Raw genomic sequence first — 18,297 nt, 5'->3', positions numbered from 1 at the left:
TGTTATAGGCTTTTGTAGTTGAGTAATTTTTTCCCTTTCCCTTGCGCTTTTGACTTTTGTATACCTTGCCGATATGACTGATGTATCTCACTTTGTACAAAAGTGGTCCACCTCGGGGGCCGCTGAATCCAGCAACGCTCAAAGTTTTACCAACGACCTCTGTGAGTTGATCGGCGTACCGAAACCGGACCCGAGCCTGCCGGATGAGAGTGAAAACACCTACGTCTTCGAAAAGCGGGTGACCGGTCGGAACGGCAACACCAAGTTTATCGACTGCTACCGGCGCGGCCACTTTATCCTAGAAAACAAGCAGGGAGCTACCCTGGAAAGCGCCGCCGCACTCAGCGCCGAGAAAACCCAGCACCTGCGTTCCCGCAAAACCGGCCACGGGAAACGCGGTACCCGGGGCTGGGACGTGGCCATGGAGAAGGCCCGCAAACAGGCAGAGAATTATGCCCGCTTACTCGACGGACCGGAGATCAGAGGTGGTCGTCCCCCCTTCATTATGGTGGCCGATGTGGGGCACAGCATCGCGCTCTACGCCGACTGGAGCCGCGCTGGCGGGCACTACCAACCCTTCCCGGACCCCAACAATTACCGCATTCCCATTCCGGAACTCCACCGCGAGGAACTCCGCGAGCGCTTGCGCCTCGTCTGGACTGATCCCCTTGTGCTAGACCCCGCCCGCCGCAGTGCGAAGGTGACCAAGAAGATCGCCGATCGACTGGCCCGGTTAGCTAAAAGCCTGGAGCAGGCCCCTACCCTCTCCCTGCAGGAAGATAGCCAGGCGGCCATCGCCAAATTTCTGATGCGCTGCCTCTTCACCATGTTTGCCGAAGATGCCGGCCTGCTGCCCGATGAGGCCTTCACCAAACTGCTGCGCCTGACCAAGCGTCAGCCTGCCGGTTTCGTACCCCAGCTGGAAGCCCTATGGGGTGCCATGGACACCGGGGGATTCAGCATTGCTCTGAACGCGCCGGTTAAACGCTTTAACGGGGGGCTCTTCGCCAACTCGACCGCGATTGCCCTCGACAAAGACCAGATTCAGCTGCTCATTGAAGCCGCCGAAGCCGACTGGCGGGAGGTTGAACCCGCCATCTTCGGTACCCTGCTGGAGCGAGCCCTTGATCCCCGGGAACGACACAGTCTCGGCGCCCACTATACCCCCCGCGCCTATGTCGAGCGCCTCGTGCAACCCACCATTCTGGAACCCCTACGTCACGAGTGGGAAAGCGTGCAGACCGCAGCCCTCGCTCTGGCAGATGAGGACAAGACCGACCGCGCGATCGCCAAGGTCGAAGGGTTTCTGCAACGACTCGCTGACCTGCGTGTGCTCGATCCCGCCTGCGGCTCGGGCAACTTCCTTTACGTCACCCTCGAACTGCTCAAACGCCTGGAGGGGGAAGTAAGGAATACCCTGCGTGATCTCGGCCAGGGACAGATAAGCATCGGCCTCACCGGAGCCACCATTACCCCGGAGAATATGCTGGGCATCGAGCTTAATCCCCGCGCGGCTGCGATCGCCGAGCTTGTCCTCTGGATCGGCTACCTGCAGTGGCACTTGCGCAGCACCGGCGGTGTGAGTGACTTGGGCGAGCCAATCATCCGCGACTACCATAATATCGAAAATCGCGATGCGATCCTGGCATGGGATAGCATCGAGCCCCAACTTGACGATAACGGTATACCTGTCACCCGCTGGGACGGTATCACTTTCAAGGTTCACCCCGCTACCGGTCAGGACGTACCGGATGATACGGCGCGAACGCAGGTACATCATTACTTAGGAGCTCGGAAGGCGGAGTGGCCACAGGCTGATTTCATTGTGGGTAACCCGCCGTTTTTGGGTAAGGGAGAGAAGATGCGCCAGGCTCTTGGCGACGGTTATGTCAAGGACCTACGAACCGTGTACAAGAAAGTACCGGGTTCGGCTGATTTTGTCATGTATTGGTGGTACAAGGCAGCCTTGACTTTGCAAACAGGAAGGTTGGAACAATTCGGATTCATCACCACCAATAGCATCTGGCAAACCTTTAACCGGCGAGTTATGGCCGACTTTTTGGAAGCTAAGAAACCGGTTTCTATCACTTACGCTGTACCTGATCACCCTTGGGTGGACGCATCAGACGGAGCTGCGGTGAGGATTGCTATGACGGTAGCCAGAAACGGCTCCGAGTTGGGGACGCTATTGACTACGGAGGGGGTTGAAAGCGAGCGGGAAAACGGTCAAATTGAGGTAGGCCTCAAAGGTAAACAAGGAAAGATTCTCCAGGATCTGACCATTGGCGCAAACGTTGCTGGAGCCGTAGAACTGAAGTACAGCAAAGACACGCACTCCTTTGGAATGATGATAAGGGGTAGTGGATTCATTCTTTCAGATGAAGACGCTACGCAATTACTAAACGATTCATCGGCAAGCTATGCGGATGTCGTGAAGCCTTACCGAAACGGCAAGGATATTACCCAGAACTCTCGAAATAGCTATATAATCGACTTGTATGGGTTTGAACCTCACGAGGTTCAAGATCGCTATCCCAGAGTCTACCAGCATGTGGTCGATCACGTGAAGCCGGAGCGGGATGCTAGTCGAGACAAGGGTTTCAGAGAAAAGTGGTGGTTGTTTGGACGAACCAGACCTATGCTGCGTAGTGCTCTCAGGGGTCTATCCCAGTGTATTGTGACACCTGAAACAGCAAAACATCGATTTTTCGTTTTCCAGAATGTTGGGATTATACCTGACCACAAACTTATAGCCATTGCTTCATCAGACACCTTCGTCCTCGGGGTATTATCAAGTAATATTCATGTAACCTGGTCGGATGCCGCAGGTGGACGTCTAGGTATAGGAAATGACTCTGTTTATAATAAGACGAAGTGTTTAAACACCTTTCCATTTCCTGACCCTACTGAAGCTCAGAAGGAAACAATCCGTCATTTGGCCGAGCGCCTTGACAGTCACCGTAAACGCCAGCAAGTTCAGCATATGAAGCTGACCATTACCGGCATGTATAACGTGCTTGAAAAACTACGTAGTGAGAAGCCCCTTGATGAGAAGGATCGCAAAATTTACGAGCAGGGATTAGTGGGCATCCTCCGGCAACTCCACGATGATCTCGATAAGGCGGTGGCTGAAGCCTACGGATGGAATAGCTCCCTTCCCTCCGGTGAAATCTTGCAACGACTGGTTGAGCTAAATGCCGAACGCGCCGCCGAGGAGGCGCGCGGACTGGTGCGCTGGCTCCGCCCGGAATATCAGGCTCCAGAGGAGCAAGGGGTACAGTCCACCTTGGTACTGGAGGAAGACAATGTTGCGGTTGTCGTAGTAGCGGAGAAGCGCAAATGGCCAAAAGACCTCACCGAACAGGTTACCTCCTTGCGCGACCTCCTGCGAGAAACGGGAGAGACACCCCTACCGGTCACGGCTATCGCTACCGCCTATCAGCCAAAACTGAGTGCGAAAAGGCAGGCGGAGGCTGCGAACCTATTGGAGATGATGGCCAGCCTGGGGCAGGCTGAGCTGACCGATGGGGGTTGGCGGGGGTAGTGAGTCTGCTCTACCTTACCGACCTATAAAGAAAGGTAGGCGCTAGAAATCGTCTCCTGGGTCAACCCAATGTACCGCCGCGTGACGCCGATATCCCGGTGCCCGAAGATGTGGGACAGCAGGATCAACGCGTGCTCACTCTGGCCGTTATTCTCGTAGATGCGCCGGCCAAATGTCTTGCGCAGGGTGTGGGAACTGGCGTTCTGCGAATCAATTCCGTAGGTCGCGAAGGCGTTCCGGATTCGCTTGTTGGCGGCCGTGACCGAGATCGACTTCTCCCGGTTGCCATCACTCCGCTGGTGGACGAAGACCAAACCAGGATAATCGGCGGAGATCTTCAACTGCCCCCCTACCCTTCTGGCAAGCTTCAGGAAGTTGCCGTGGACGTCGACCATTCTTTCTTTCCCGGTCTTGCCCTCCTTGACGACGAACTGATCCGACTGGATCTGGTCCCACCGTAGCTGGAGGATGTCCCCGATTCGGAGGCCGAAGTAAATGCCGGCACCAATCAGGAGGGCGGTGTTGTAGCGGCGGTCGGCCATCAGGCCCTTTATGAGGGTGTTGGCATGCGTCCACCGAAGGGGGGCGGTGGCGCTCTTGCGTCGTGGTTTTGCCATGTACTTAAGGTACGGACGGGAGGTTACAAAAACCACCGTTCACGCAGGAAAACGAAACCTAGAAATGAAAAAGCCAGAGCCGAATTCGCATAACTAGCTGACTACCAGTAAATTATCTCTTTTTTCTAGGTTACACTTATACACCAAACAGAACCTATGCGGGATGCATCGGATAATGAGGTGCAGAGTTACAAATGCAACTTCTACAGCGCTTCGAACCGGAAAAGGGACCCCCTCAGATCACAGACTGATGGAGTAATAACCCTTCTTCTGTAAGGTGAAGTTGTGCTGAATCCCGTTATCAACGGTCTCAATACCATCGGGTACCAAAGTGGGATCAACCCCGAACTTTTGCATGGAGAAACCACAGGCAACTAGGGTAACTCCTAGTTCGCGGGCCTGATCGATGTAGGGGTTCATCGTCGCTGCGTCCGTGATGTTGACGATATCCTGTCCACAAATGATGATCTGGAAATCGCCGAAGGATGCGCCGTCCTCCTCCCGAAAGTGCTTGGCCGTTAGTAGAATGGGTTTGAGCTGTGGTATCTTCTTGGTCAGTACAACGTACTTCTGCAGGGATTCTACACCCGCGATAATTGTAGTATCATTCGACTCCTGAGCATTGGCAGTACCGCCGATGGCGAGGATAAGAAAAAGTGTAAACAGGATGGTAGTTTTCATCGGATTAGGTTTGGAGATGGGAAATTATTGATAATAAAAAAGAGTAATCCGCCGCTGATGGCAACATTCTTAAACAGTGGCCCCAGGGTAGTTACCTGGCCTATCTGTACGGTGATGGTAATCGGAATGAGCACCGCAAGTAACACCAGCGCGGCGTAGCGCGAAAGAAAGCCGGAGAGTAGGCCTAAGCCTGCCACTAGCATGGTAACTCCTGATAGAATCACCAGCCACTCCGGCTCTCCAAAGTAGAGGGCGAAGTTTTTCAAACTGGCGTGGTGCATCCGGGCCACGGTTGCTTCGGTGTTCAAGAGATGGTTTCCGCCCGCAACCAAGAATATGCCACTGAGCATCACGCGCAGAAGAGTTACGGAAAGAGGGCTTACACTGACGGTGCGGCGCATAGGTACTGGGTTAGATTATCAGGAAGAGACAAGGTATTCTGGGGGGCATCCCATGTCTGTGATGTCTATCACACTCACAGTGCATTAACCTTCCGTTAACTATGTTCTACGTGAGCCTCACGAAAGCTGCTAGTCATGATGTCTTTAACCGTTAATCACACTGCGATGGGAATCGAGTCAGGTTGAATCCAGTAGTTGCCTGTCCCACAAAATCTTTTGGAAACGTCTCCATCCCCGGGAAGCCAAGCTCCAAGTCGGCCTGGTTGCGGGGTTGGTAATTAGTACCAAAAAGGTAGTCCCAGATCGCAAGCGTCAATCCAAAATTCACCCCGTGACGGGTTTCATCGGGCAGGTGGCGCGCGTGGTGCCAGAGATGCATCTCGGGGCTGTTAAATAGGTACGGCATTAAGGGTGCTAGCACGAGCCCTCCGGCAGCCACCCCTCCGGCAAGTCCGGCAAGTGCCGTGAAGTTGGTTGGGTCATCGATCAGGGAGATTTCAAAGCTCCCGCTCCCAATGGCCAAGCCAATTAGTCCACCTACGATGCCCCCGGTCAGCCAGTTTGGTAGTCGAAAATTGGCGTGGTTGTAGTGCCCCCAGGCGAGGCCGACGAGATGGATGACAAAGAAATCATAGAGTCCTATTCCAAGTAGTGCCAGGGGTATGTACTCGATGCTGCGGTACAGTACAATCTCCATCCAGTGGAAGCGCAGGTGAGCGGCAAAGCCCATTTCGCGTACGGAATGGTGGACCTGATGAAATTTCCATAGCGGCTCCAAGCGGTGCATCAGGCGGTGCACCCCCCACTGGATGAAGTCACGAACGAAAAACCCGAGAAGCAGGACTGTCCAAAGGGGCCAAGTGTAGATGGGGTTGAAAGCCTGCAAATCGAACCCGCCGAAGAACTCTTTCACCGTATCGTTAAGCAGAGTGACTACCACCGTAGAAGCAGCATTATAAGCGATCAGGTAGAACAGAAAAAAGTTGAAGAACATGTAGAAGACATCAAGGAAAAAATCCTTCCGGAATATCGACTGTCCACGACGCCATGGTATTAGAACCTCGAGCACGAAAAAGACAGTCGATACCGTGATCAGCAGATAGAAGTAGGAGGTCCACTGAGGGGAGGTAATATCCCGCCACAAATAGTCAGCATACCCATAGTAGCTACTGATGATCGCATCGACGTAACGGTCCATATCCCAAAGTTCCGGCGTGGATCATGGGAAGTTTGTGACCGACATCACACGAGCAAATCACTTTCTGCGGATTCTATTTGTGTAAGGCGTCTTTAACAACTGTACGCGATTACGACCCAACATGACTCCCCCTCGCTGCTCCAAAATCTTGAGCAGACGAGAGATAGCCTCCCGGCTGACGTGCAGTTCATCCGCTATTTCCTTATGGGTAGTCTGTATCGTAAGATCACTGCTCAACTCCGCACGTTTCTGTACGTAGCCGACTAGCCCTTCGTCAAGCTGGTTGAACGTAACCTGACCGATGGTGTGGATGAGCTCACGCAGGCGCTGATCGCAAGTCCGCATGACAAACTTTTTCCATCTCTTGTACAGAGGCATCCACTCCTCGAGTCTCTACTGTGGTAGTCCTAAAATAACGGTGGGCTCTTCCGCCACAGCACGAATCTCACTACGTTTATCGGCCATGCAACACGTAAAGGTCATCGCACAGCTGTCTCCACGGGTGAGGTAATACAAAAACAATTCCATGCCGTCATCTAAAGTTGGGGCTCGGTGAAGTCCGGGAAGTGTTGTTGAACTTCGGCATGTGTTAAGGTCTTGTTCAAAAGGTGTGATTATAGCCTTTGCAACGTTCGCCGTTTAGCCTCGGTTTTTATACAATTGATAAGCTTTAGCTTGTAGCAGCCCTTAAGGTTACCTTTTAGAGTAGCAAGTAACTATCCATTGATCAGTCGAAGTTTCAACCTTCTACTCACAAAGACGTTTTTCCGACGTGCGTTACTCTATGCTTCTCTTCGCGGTCTACCTCTTCGGTATGGCGCTCATCCCCTGCCAGGATGAGCAGCCCCTGGTCGCCTTCGACGCGCCTGCTGAACTGCACGAAGCAAACGCCGAACACGATCACAACGACGCCGGTCACCAGGATCACTGCACACCCTTCTGCGTATGCGCCTGTTGTAGCGCGGTAGCGGATACTCCCCCTACCCCGTTTGAAGTTCTCGAAGAACAGCAACCGCTGCCCCCCCGCGGCATTACCCAGCCCAGCTTCGTCCGGGACTGGAACCCCACCGCTTTAGGTGGCCCCAACGGGCAACCCCCCAGAGTCTAGTTAAACCACTTTACGGGAGTAGTCTCTCCCGTCAGCACCCCTCGGTTTAACGAACTCTCCCCTTCATGTTTGATAAAATTATCGCTTATTCCGTAAGGAATAAGCTAGTGGTCGGACTATTTGTCCTGGCCCTCATCCTCTGGGGTATCTTCTCCCTGCGTCAGATACCCATCGATGCCGTACCCGACATCACCAACAACCAGGTGCAGGTCATTACGACCTCCCCCACGCTCGCCACGCAGGAGATCGAGCAGTTCATCACCACGCCCATCGAGCTGGCCCTGCAAAATCTGCAGGACCTGGTGGAGATACGGTCCATTTCCCGTTTTGGCCTGTCCGTCGTCACGGTGGTTTTCGAAGAAAGCACCGACATCTACCTGGCCCGCCAGTTGGTCAGCGAGCACCTTAAGGAAGCGGTAGCCAATATCCCCGATGGCCTGGGCAGTCCGGAGATGTCGCCGATTTCCACCGGTCTGGGGGAGATCTACCAGTACGTCGTTCACCCCCTGCCCGGTTACGAAGATCAGTACTCGGCCACCGAACTGCGCAGCATCCAGGACTGGATCGTCAGCCGCCAACTCTCCGGCATCGAGGGGGTCGTGGAGGTCAACACCATGGGGGGCTTCCTGAAGCAGTACGAGGTGGCCGTCGATCCGGAGTTGCTGAAATCGGTTGGTATAAGCATCGGAGCGGTCCTCACCGCCCTGGAGAACAGCAACGAGAACACCGGCGGTGCCTACATCGAAAAGAACCCCCGGACCTACTACATCCGCACCAACGGCGTGGTCAATGAACTGGCCGACATCCGCAAGATCGTGGTCGACGTTCGCGCGGGTAGACCCATCCTTATCGAAGACGTCGCTACCGTTCAGTTCGGTAAGGCTCCCCGTTACGGGGCGCTGGTCTGGAACGGAAAGGAGGCCGTCGGCGGCCGGGTAATGATGCTCAAGGGGGCCAATTCGTCGGCCGTCACCGAGCGGGTCAAGGAGCGGGTCGAGCAGATTCAGCAGTCCCTGCCCGAGGGGGTAGTGATCGAGCCCTACCTGGTGCGCGACAAGCTCGTTTCCACGGCCATCGGTACCGTTGAGAAGAACCTGATCGAGGGTGGTCTGATCGTCGTCTTCGTACTCATCCTCCTGCTCGGCAACTGGCGGGCGGGCCTGATCGTCGCTTCGGTCATTCCCCTGGCGATGCTCTTTGCGATCTCGATGATGAACGTGCTGGGCATCAGCGCCAACCTAATGAGCCTGGGGGCGATCGACTTCGGCCTCATCGTAGACGGCGCGGTAATTATCGTAGAGGCGATCGTACACCGGCTTCAGGTAGGTTTCGCCGGCCGTAAACTCACGCAACTGGAGATGGACGCGGAAGTAGAAGGTGCCTCCATCAAGATCCGTAGCTCGGCGGCCTTTGGGGAGATCATTATCCTCATGGTTTACATTCCCATCCTGGCCCTGGTCGGCATCGAGGGCAAAATGTTCCGCCCCATGGCGCAGACCGTCATGCTGGCCATCGCTGGGGCGCTGATCCTCTCGCTCACCTACGTACCGGCTATGGCGGCCCTCGTACTGAACAAGCAGGTGAGCAACAAGCGGACGATCGCCGATCGGATCATCGCCTTCTTCCAGCGCGGATATACTCCCCTACTGCATGCCGCCCTGCGCTTCAAGACGCTGTTTGTACTGGCTACCGTGGCGCTATTCGCCATCAGTATCTGGGTATTCTCCCGGATGGGGGGCGAGTTCATTCCTACCCTCGACGAGGGCGACCTGGCCATGCAGCAGATCCTGCCGCCCGGCACGTCGCTCTCACAGAGTGTCGCACTCACCGAGCGGGTGCAGTTGACCCTACTGGAGGAGTTTCCCGAGATCAAGGAAGTTATCACCAACATCGGTGCCGCCGAGATACCCACCGACCCCATGCCGGTAGAGATCGGCGATTACACCATTGTTATGAAGCCCCGCGATGAATGGACCACCGCCCCCGACCGTCAGGGCATGTTCGCGGCCATCGCGGAGGTCATGGAAGACTACCCGGGTATCGGACTGGAGTTTTCCCAGCCGATCCAACTGCGCTTCAACGAACTGATCACGGGGGCCAAGGCCGACGTAGCCATCAAACTCTACGGACCGGACCTGGAAATCGCCTACCAAAAAGCCAAGGAAGCCGAGGCCATCATCCAAAATGTTCCCGGAGCGGGTACCGTAACGGTCGAGCAGGCCGTCGGAATGCCGCAGATCGTGGTCGACTTCGACTACCCTAAAATGGCCCAGTACGGACTACAGGTGCGCGACGTCAACCGGGTCGTCCGCGCGGCCTTCGCGGGGGCCTCGGCGGGCACCGTGTACGAAGGCGAGCGGCGCTTTGACCTCACCGTACGCCTGCAGGACGATGCACGGGCGGGCATCGACAACGTCGCCAACCTCTACATCCCGCTCGAGAACGGCTCCCAGGTTCCATTGCGTGAGGTAGCCCGCGTTCAACTGGTCGATGCACCCTTGCAGATCAGCCGCGAAAACACCAACCGCCGTATCGTGATCGGCGTCAACGTAGGTGATACGGACGTGGAAACGCTGGTCACCGATATACAGGAAAAAATCAGTCAGCAGTTGGATCTCCCCCCTGGCTACTACCTCACCTACGGCGGACAGTTCGAGAACCTACAGGCCGCCAGTGCGCGCCTGGCTATTGCCGTGCCCGTAGCCCTGGCCCTGATCTTCGTGCTACTGTTCTTTACCTTCGGCAGTTTTTCCCAGGCCGCGCTCATTTTCGTGGCCATTCCGCTGTCCGCCATCGGGGGTATTTGGGCTTTGGAGCTGCGGGGCATGCCCTTCAGTATCTCGGCGGGCATCGGCTTTATCGCGCTCTTTGGGGTGGCGGTGCTCAACGGTATCGTACTCATCGGCTACCTCAACGACCTGAAGAAGGAGGGGTGGGACGACGTTCGGGCGCGCATCATCGAGGGTACCCAGGTGCGCCTGCGGCCCGTCATCATGACCGCGTCGGTAGCCTCGCTCGGCTTCCTGCCGATGGCCATCTCTACCTCGGGCGGGGCGGAAGTGCAGCGGCCACTGGCTACCGTCGTCATCGGGGGGCTCATCACGGCTACCTTCCTTACCCTCGTTATCCTGCCCATTCTCTACAGCTGGCTGGAGGGGTGGAAACAAGGGAGGCTGGCCAAAAAAGCGGGTCTGGTAGTGCTCTTACCCCTGCTGCTACTGCCGAATTTGGCGCGGACGCAGGAGGTGCAAAGCCTATCCCTGGAACAGGCCATCGAGCAAGCCATCGCCGCTAACCCCGACGTGCGGGCCGCTAACCAGCTTATCCGGCAGAATCAAGCGTTACAGGGCCTGCCCTACACGCCCGGCGTCACCGACATCAGCTACAACGGTGACGGACTGTTTCGCGAAAACGGTCAGCGGGTCAACCAACTGTCGGTCGTGCAGCGCTTCGACAGTCCGGCGGCGGTGCGGGCGACTAATGCCGTGCAGGACGCGATCGTCGCCGGCAACCTGGTTAGTGGCCGGCTGACCGAAGCGGAACTGAAGTTGGAAGTACGGCGGGTATACTACGAGCTACAGCAACGCCAAGCCCTGCTAAAGCTTTACGAACGGCTGGTCGACATCTACGCCGAATACTACCGGATCGCCGAGGCACGCGTCCAGGCTGGGGAGGCCAACCGGCTGGAGGCGCTCAACCTCGGCTCCCGCCTGCGGGAACAGGAGCTCTTACTGGAACAAACGCAGCTTTTTACCCGGGCGTTACGCCAGCAACTCGGTGTCCTAATAGGAAGCGGAGTGCCAACGGACGTGAACGATACGCTGCGGCTGGCTACCGCTCCACTCCTACTAGACACCACCCAGGCCTCCCTTTCCGTGCAACTGGCCGACCGCAACATCGCCATTGCCCGCAGCGGTATTGGGCAGACGAGGGCGGAACTGCGACCGGGGTTCCGACTGGGTTACTCAGCCCAGCGGTACTTCGAGGGCGGCTACCTGAGCGGTATCGAGGCCGGGGTGACCGTACCACTCTTCAACCAGCCCGTCCGGCGGCGGATCGAATCCCAGCAACTGGGGGTAGCCGTGGCCGAAAGCCGGCTCGACGCCGAGCGGCTGCGCCTACGGCGCAGCCGACTGGAGCTTACTACCCGGGCGGCTAGCTACGCCGCCGCGGTAGATTACTACCGACGACAACTCAGTGAAGTCAACCCCGAGATCGTACGCCTGACCCGCCTGAATTACCGCGCCGGCGAGCTTTCCTACCTGGAGCTACTCAGTGCGCTGGACCTCCTCGGCCGCTCCGGCCTGGCCTACTACAAACAACTGCTCGCCCATAACCGGAGCGTCGCCGAGCTCCAGTTTCTTCTCAACCAATAACTCCCCCGAAATGAAACCAATAAAAGTATTTATGCCGGCGGTAGTTGCACTGCTCTTGCTGACTTTTTTCAGCACCTGCGGCCCCGCCCGGAATGAAGCGTCTGCCGTCGCGCCCGCAGGTGAAACTAGTCTTGACGACGCTTACGCGGAGGGGGAAGACGAACATGGCGAGGAAGAAAAAGGTGTGCACCTTACCACCGCCCAGATCAAAAATATGGATATCCGGCTCGGTGACTTAAGTGAGCGAAAGGTGAACGACTACCTCACCGCAACCGGTACCCTGGGCCTGCCCCCGAACGGCTACGCCGCGGTAAGCGCCCGGGCCAGTGGCTTTGTCCGCAACGTACGTGGGTACGTTGAGGGTGACTACGTCAGGAGGGGAGCCGTGCTGGGCTACCTGGAAAATCCGGAGTTCATCGATCACCAGCAGCGCTACCTGGAGCTCGCGGCCGAGCTGGTGTACTTACAGCAGGAGTTGGACCGCCAGGAAGCATTACTGGCCGCCGATGCCGGCATTCTCAAGGACGTACAGCGCCTACGTTCCGAGCTCGCTTCCAAAACCGCTACCCTATCCGGCGTAAAGCAGCGGCTGGAATACCTGGGCATCCGCACGGACCGGCTCACCCCGGAGACTATTCTCGAGCGCATCACGCTGTTTGCGCCCCGTAGCGGCTACATCACGACCATTTCGATGCACGACGGCATCTACGTCGAGCCCAGTACCGAACTGATGGAGTTGATCGACGAGGACCACCTGCACCTGGAACTGGACGTCTTCGAGCGCGACGTTGCGCGATTGGAAAAGGGGCAGCGGGTGAGCTACCGCATTCCCGCGCTCGGAACGACTTCCTACGAAGCGGAGATTCACGTGATCGGCAAGGAGTTCAACGAGGAGAACAAGACCGTGCGGGTGCACGCCCACCTGAAGGGCGACCAACCGCCCTTCGTGCAGGGGCGCTTCGCCGAGGCCCGCATCTGGCTCAACGACGAGACGGTACAGGTCCTGCCCGAGGAGGCGGTGCTGCGGGACGGGGAGTCTTCCTACGTGTTTATCGCCCCGGCGGAGCAAATCGGCGACGAGGTCAACTTCGAGCGGCTACCGGTTAACCCCGGCGTGACCGACAACGGCTACACCGCCGTGCGGCTGATCGATCCCCTACCGGCGGGTATGAAGATCGTGACCGAGGGAGCTTACTTCGTGTACGCCCAGAGTCAGTCGGGGGCACTAGAACACGGGCATTAATCTGCTATGCTATGAAGAGGAAATTAATAATTGACGATTTCTCCGAGCAACTCGACGATCTAAGCCCGGAGGTAAAGCAAAAGGCCGTTGAAATTGCTAGCGAGTTGCTAAACGAGGATGCATCCCTTAGTCCGTCACGGGCTATCCAAACGGCAATCCCCCGTGCCGAACAGTGGTACATCGACCGCGCGGGCTGATTAACTAATAACTAAGTATGAGCTATGAGTAAAGTAACACTAGACCTTCCCATTCTCCTTCCCGAAATTCCCGACGAGCGCGACCGCTGTGTCGACCGCCTGCTCACTGCGCTTCAGGTGGAGAGTGGTATCGATCAAGCGCACCTGAAGGAGGGTGCACCGCCGCAAGTCTGCATACACTACGATCGCGACCAAGTGGCCCTGGAGCGGGTAAAGGCGATCGCCCGCCGGGCCGGAGCCGAAATCACCGAACGCTACCGGCACGTGCTGCTCGACGTGACGGGTATCCGCCACCAACGACACGCGCGTCAGACCGGTGAACGCATCGCGAAAGCAGATGGAATTATGGAGGCGGTCGTGTCGGGGGCGGGCGTGGTGCGTATCGAGTACGATAGCGAAGTGATCGATGAGGATAGCGTCCGCGCCGCCGTCGAAGCTACCGACTTGACAATTAAGGACGTGGTCGATGAGCACGCCGGCCACGACCACCCACCGGGACAGCACGGAAGGGAGACACACGCGGCGGGCGACGGTCACAACCACGACCATGGCGGCGTCTTCGGGGAGAATACCGAACTCTATTTCGCCATCCTCAGCGGGGTGTTCTGGTTGGCCGGACTTCTGCTCAGTTTCCTAGGCGGCGTGGCGGAGATCGTGCCAACGGTACTTTACGTCATCGCTATTCTGCTCGGGGGCTACTTCATCCTCATCGAGGCGGTACAGACGATCCGGCAGGGTAAGTTTGAGATCGACTTTCTGATGTTGGTCGCCGCTGCGGGTGCCTGTGCCCTGGGAGCCTTTCAGGAGGCGGCCCTGCTGCTGTTTTTGTTCAGTATCGGTCATGCGCTGGAGAACTACGCGATGGGCAAGGCCCGTAAGTCGATTGCCGCCCTATCCGACCTGGCCCCACCGACCGCCCTGGTGAAGCGTGGCGGCGATACCGTCGAGGTAGGGGTGGGCGAATTGCAAGTCGGCGATACCATCGTCGTACGCCCCAACTCCAAGATTGCCGCCGACGGGGTGATCGTAAGCGGTACCTCCGCCGTAGACCAGGCCCCCATTACCGGGGAGAGCGTGCCGGTCGATAAGCGGCCCGTGGACGACATTGGTAAAGATTACGACCTAAATACCCTAGCCGCCGAGCACCGCGCCTTTGCCGGTACTATTAACGGCAGCTCGCCCCTGGAAATCCGCGTAATGAAGCTGGCGGGCGATAGTACGCTCTCCCGCCTGGTTACCCTGGTCAAGGAGGCCGAAACCCAGCAATCACCCACTCAGCAGTTGACCGATAAGTTCGAGCGCTACTTCGTACCGGCGGTGATCGGACTGGTGGTCCTGTTACTCTTCGCCTTCCTGGTGATCGACGAGCCGTTTTCGGCCAGCTTCTACCGGGCCATGGCCGTACTGGTCGCTGCCAGCCCCTGTGCCTTAGCGATCTCGACCCCTTCCGCCGTCCTGGCCGGCGTGGCCCGCGCGGCCCGACAGGGCGTGCTCATCAAGGGTGGCCGGCCGCTGGAGGATTTGGGCGGTATTACGGCGCTTGCCTTCGACAAGACCGGAACACTTACCGAAGGTAAGCCCCGGCTTACGCAGGTGATCCCCGCCACTGGCGTACGGGAAGAAGACTTACTTAGCACCGCCGTTGCCGTCGAGGAACTCAGCGATCACCCCCTGGCCGCCGCCATCGTAGAGGGGGGCAAGGAGAAGCTCCAAACGACCACGTTACCGAAGGCCGAAAACCTCGAAGCCCTCACCGCCCGCGGCATCAAAGCGACCGTGGAGGGGCAGCAAGTTCACATCGGTAACCGCCGCCTGTTCCGCGAATTGACGGGTGCCGAAGTACCGCAGAAGATTGACCGGCAGATGGCCGAACTCGAAACGAAGGGTAATACCGCCATGATCGTACACCGCGACGGGAAGTACCTCGGCGTGATCGCCGTCATGGACGTAGCCCGCCCCGAGGCGAAGGCTACCCTGGCCGCCCTGAAGGAGGTCGGGATCAAAAAAATGGTCATGCTCACCGGCGATCACCAGAAGGTGGCCGATGCCGTGGCCGCCGACATCGGTATCACCGATCCGCTGGGAAGCCTCCTGCCCGAGGACAAGGTCACCGCCATCGAGCGCCTGCGCGCCGAAGAGGGTATGGTGGCCATGATTGGCGATGGGGTGAACGATGCCCCCGCCATGGCCAAGTCCACGGTAGGTATTGCCATGGGTGCGGCGGGTTCCGACGTAGCCCTGGAGACGGCCGATATCGCCCTGATGGCCGACCGGCTGGATAACCTGCCCTTCGCCATCGGGCTAAGTCGCAAGGCGAAGTCCATCATCCGGCAGAACCTCGTCCTTAGCCTGGGGATGGTCGTCATTCTCATCCCCCTCACGCTACTGGGGATTGCCGATATCGGCCCAGCGGTTATTGCCCACGAAGGCTCCACGCTGGTGGTTGTGGGTAACGCACTCCGCTTACTGGCCTACGGAAACACTAAGAAATAGCTATAACAATTAAGTATGCCAGACAAGCAACGAACGCAGACCCTCCAAAAGGCGGAGCGACTACAGAAATACAACGCACTCTATGACGCAGTTGAGGTGGGGGTTTCCCTGACCGCCGGCTTCACTTCTGGCAGCGCGGCCCTGATCGGCTGGGGACTCGACAGCACCATCGAAGTGATTTCAGCCAGTACGCTCTGGTGGCGGCTGCACGGGGAGATTAAAGATATTCCCGATGAGAAGGTGCACCAGCGGGAGAAGATTACGTTGTACGTCATCGCCGCTTCCTTTCTAATCGTCAGTTGCTTTATCACCTACGATTCTGTAAACAAGCTCATCAACCAGGAAACGGCGAACTGGAGCACACTAGGTATCATTATCCTGTGCGTATCACTGGTGGTCAACCCCATCCTCATTCATTACAAGCGGAAGTACGGTAAGAAGCTGAATAGTGAAGAATTGATTGCCGACTCAAAAGATACTTTCATCTGTCTTTACCAGACGGTCGCCGTCCTGGGAGGTCTACTTGCGGTACGCTTTCTCGACCTGTGGTGGGCCGATCCCGTTGCGGCCCTGCTCATCGTCCCCTACGCCCTAAAGGAGTGTTACGAAGCATTCCGAAAAGCGAGAGTTAAGTAATGCAAGGCAAGTGTCACGAAGCCTATTGCTTTCAAACCTACTAGCGATGTCTACAATAATCGAAACCCTTCAGACGGCGGAAAGCTACTACGGCAAATTATCCTACGTCTACCATTTACTTGCCCCCAGGTGGCCTATTTCCCTAATACCTGACGCTAATAATAGACCGTATAACGACCTATCTTTTCCCGATGGGAGAATGACCGTAGCAGGTCAAGAGAAAGGGAGTCCGGCGATTGATAACCTACGACTAAGGAAGGTTTTGTAGACCAATAATTACGCAGTTTCTCGCGAGTGTCATATAATAATATATCCTGGTAATATTCCCGCCAGTTCCCGTCCCCCTGTCGAGTGGTATCACGGCCGGTTTCTCCGTAATACAAGTAGGTCACGGGCTGATGAAGGTTAAACGCAACACTTGGCAAGCGACGGTTGAGCAAATACACCGGCCGGCCGGCTAGTTTACCGGACTTGATGAAGTCGGTAACGGGTGCGGTACTGTTGACGAGCAGTTCGTTGTCGCGCAAGAACTCCGCAGAAACGGGAAGCATCGCTAAGTTAAATACGAGCACCGGCAGCAATACCCGGTACTCTACGGACAGCGCGGTTGCTCTATTGGACCAGAGTACCGACCCCACCATCACCGCGCAGGCAATTGCGCTCCATAGAAGGTGTACGGGTCCAACTGGCCCCATTGTGACAACAAGTAAGGGCAGCAGTAATGCGCCAAAGAAAATCGATAGTGTGAGCCCCAGTCGACGGCCGATACGCTCGGAAAGCCCCTCCAGAACCGGCACCGATAAGAGAGCCAAGCCTGAGTAAATAGGAAGCACATAAAGGATCAGCTTGGACTGGGCAAAGGAGTAAAACAGTAAGGGAGCTACTATCCAGACCGCCAAAAAGACGTGCCACCTCCACCACGGTAATTTTCTCACTCGCGCAATCAGTAACCAGAACCACGGCAGCGCGGTAGCCGATACTGTGAGTAAGTAGAAGCCCCACGGCTGCGCGCGTTGCCACTGATCGCTGGCATAGCGGTTAATGGTTTGCTCGACTAAGAAGTAGTGTAGGAAGTCCGGGTCTTCACGGATCAGTTCGATGTACCAACTCAGCCCCACCGCGGCAAATACCAGCGCGCCCAGGAAGTGACGCCCGATTAACTTTATCCAGCTCCGCGGTCGGAAAAGGAGATAGTAGGTGGGCAGCAGAACGGCCGGCAGGATCACTACCCCGGCTCCCTTCGTGAGGCAGGCCAGGCCCCAGGCAAAGTAAGCGGCGAGCGTCCAGACCAGGGAATTACCGCGCACTTCACCGCGCAGCCAGCACCAAACGCCTAATAGGAGGAATGTAGTCAGGTACAGATCGGTCGTCAGCGTACGCGAGGCGATCAGCAAGATCGGAAATGACAGGTAGGTCATGGTGGCCAGCCGCGCCCGTTGCCGATCATCAAAGATCAGCTGACCGATACCGTAGATGAGCGCAATCTGTAACAGCAAGGCGATCTGGAGAAAAAAACGCGCGGCGAAGGGGCTGGGGCCGAACAGCCAATACGCTCCAGCGGTGATGACGTAGGTGAGCGGCGGCTTGTGATAGTGCCGTAGTTCCATAAAACTGGGGTGGATCAAATCGCCCGAGCGGTACATCTCCCAGCTCATCTCGGCGTAGCGGGCCTCGCTCGTTTCCAGTACACCCCAGGAGCCGAGTCGGTAGAAAAGCAGGAGGGCAAAGAGGGCGACGACCGCGTAGAAAAAACGGCGTTCGGTAATAATGGACAAGTGGTATAATTCAGCGGTTCACGCCAAA

At 56.9% G+C, this 18,297-nt stretch carries 13 protein-coding genes; 7 read left to right on the top strand and 6 right to left on the bottom strand.

What is annotated here, in order from left to right:
• The first annotated feature begins 73 nt into the window (after positions 1 to 73).
• Positions 74 to 3,544, top strand: coding sequence for a class I SAM-dependent DNA methyltransferase (locus tag MJQ68_RS17230; RefSeq protein ID WP_238752408.1), 3,471 nt, complete (start codon positions 74 to 76; stop codon positions 3,542 to 3,544).
• Positions 3,545 to 3,567: 23 nt separating this feature from the next.
• Here MJQ68_RS17230 and MJQ68_RS17225 read toward each other — a convergent pair whose 3' ends face one another.
• From MJQ68_RS17225 to MJQ68_RS17205, 5 genes are all read right to left on the bottom strand, one after another.
• Positions 3,568 to 4,161, bottom strand: coding sequence for a tyrosine-type recombinase/integrase (locus MJQ68_RS17225; RefSeq protein ID WP_238752407.1), 594 nt, complete (start codon positions 4,159 to 4,161; stop codon positions 3,568 to 3,570).
• 240 nt (positions 4,162 to 4,401) lie between these two features.
• A complete protein-coding gene (locus MJQ68_RS17220; RefSeq protein WP_238752406.1) occupies positions 4,402 to 4,842 on the bottom strand; it encodes a hypothetical protein in 441 nt (146 codons plus the stop codon).
• Positions 4,839 to 5,243, bottom strand: coding sequence for a DoxX family protein (locus MJQ68_RS17215; RefSeq protein WP_238752405.1), 405 nt, complete (start codon positions 5,241 to 5,243; stop codon positions 4,839 to 4,841). The genes MJQ68_RS17220 and MJQ68_RS17215 overlap by 4 nt, the downstream gene beginning before the upstream one ends.
• Before the next feature lie 151 nt (positions 5,244 to 5,394).
• The gene (locus tag MJQ68_RS17210) at positions 5,395 to 6,441 is read right to left on the bottom strand and encodes a sterol desaturase family protein (protein WP_238752404.1); all 1,047 of its coding nucleotides are present in this window, start codon (positions 6,439 to 6,441) and stop codon (positions 5,395 to 5,397) included.
• A gap of 57 nt (positions 6,442 to 6,498) precedes the next feature.
• Positions 6,499 to 6,786: a helix-turn-helix domain-containing protein gene (locus MJQ68_RS17205; RefSeq protein ID WP_238752403.1), complete on the bottom strand. Its 288-nt coding sequence runs from the start codon at positions 6,784 to 6,786 to the stop codon at positions 6,499 to 6,501.
• Positions 6,787 to 7,225: 439 nt separating this feature from the next.
• Between MJQ68_RS17205 and MJQ68_RS17200 the strand changes: the two genes are divergently transcribed.
• From MJQ68_RS17200 to MJQ68_RS17175, 6 genes are all read left to right on the top strand, one after another.
• Entirely contained in the window at positions 7,226 to 7,549 is a 324-nt protein-coding gene (locus tag MJQ68_RS17200; protein ID WP_238752402.1) for a hypothetical protein, read from the top strand.
• A 65-nt stretch (positions 7,550 to 7,614) separates the two neighbouring features.
• On the top strand, positions 7,615 to 11,925 hold the full coding sequence (locus MJQ68_RS17195; protein ID WP_238752401.1) for a CusA/CzcA family heavy metal efflux RND transporter: 4,311 nt from the start codon (positions 7,615 to 7,617) through the stop codon (positions 11,923 to 11,925).
• Positions 11,926 to 11,935: 10 nt separating this feature from the next.
• Positions 11,936 to 13,168: an efflux RND transporter periplasmic adaptor subunit gene (locus tag MJQ68_RS17190; protein ID WP_238752400.1), complete on the top strand. Its 1,233-nt coding sequence runs from the start codon at positions 11,936 to 11,938 to the stop codon at positions 13,166 to 13,168.
• 11 nt (positions 13,169 to 13,179) lie between these two features.
• A complete protein-coding gene (locus tag MJQ68_RS17185; RefSeq protein ID WP_238752399.1) occupies positions 13,180 to 13,365 on the top strand; it encodes a hypothetical protein in 186 nt (61 codons plus the stop codon).
• 24 nt (positions 13,366 to 13,389) lie between these two features.
• Entirely contained in the window at positions 13,390 to 15,858 is a 2,469-nt protein-coding gene (locus MJQ68_RS17180; protein ID WP_238752398.1) for a heavy metal translocating P-type ATPase, read from the top strand.
• 15 nt (positions 15,859 to 15,873) lie between these two features.
• Positions 15,874 to 16,494: a cation diffusion facilitator family transporter gene (locus MJQ68_RS17175; RefSeq protein WP_238752397.1), complete on the top strand. Its 621-nt coding sequence runs from the start codon at positions 15,874 to 15,876 to the stop codon at positions 16,492 to 16,494.
• Positions 16,495 to 16,649: 155 nt separating this feature from the next.
• Here the strand turns inward: MJQ68_RS17175 and MJQ68_RS17170 are convergent, their stop codons facing one another.
• Positions 16,650 to 18,269 (bottom strand): glycosyltransferase family 39 protein, encoded by a 1,620-nt coding sequence (locus tag MJQ68_RS17170; protein WP_238752396.1) that lies wholly within the window; start codon positions 18,267 to 18,269, stop codon positions 16,650 to 16,652.
• Between the last annotated feature and the right edge of the window lie 28 nt (positions 18,270 to 18,297).

Origin of the sequence: Neolewinella maritima, from assembly GCF_923081025.1 — a bacterium.
GTDB lineage: Bacteria > Bacteroidota > Bacteroidia > Chitinophagales > Saprospiraceae > Neolewinella > Neolewinella maritima.
Note: the sequence above shows the minus strand (reverse complement) of the source record. Positions and strands in the feature narration are given on the sequence as shown.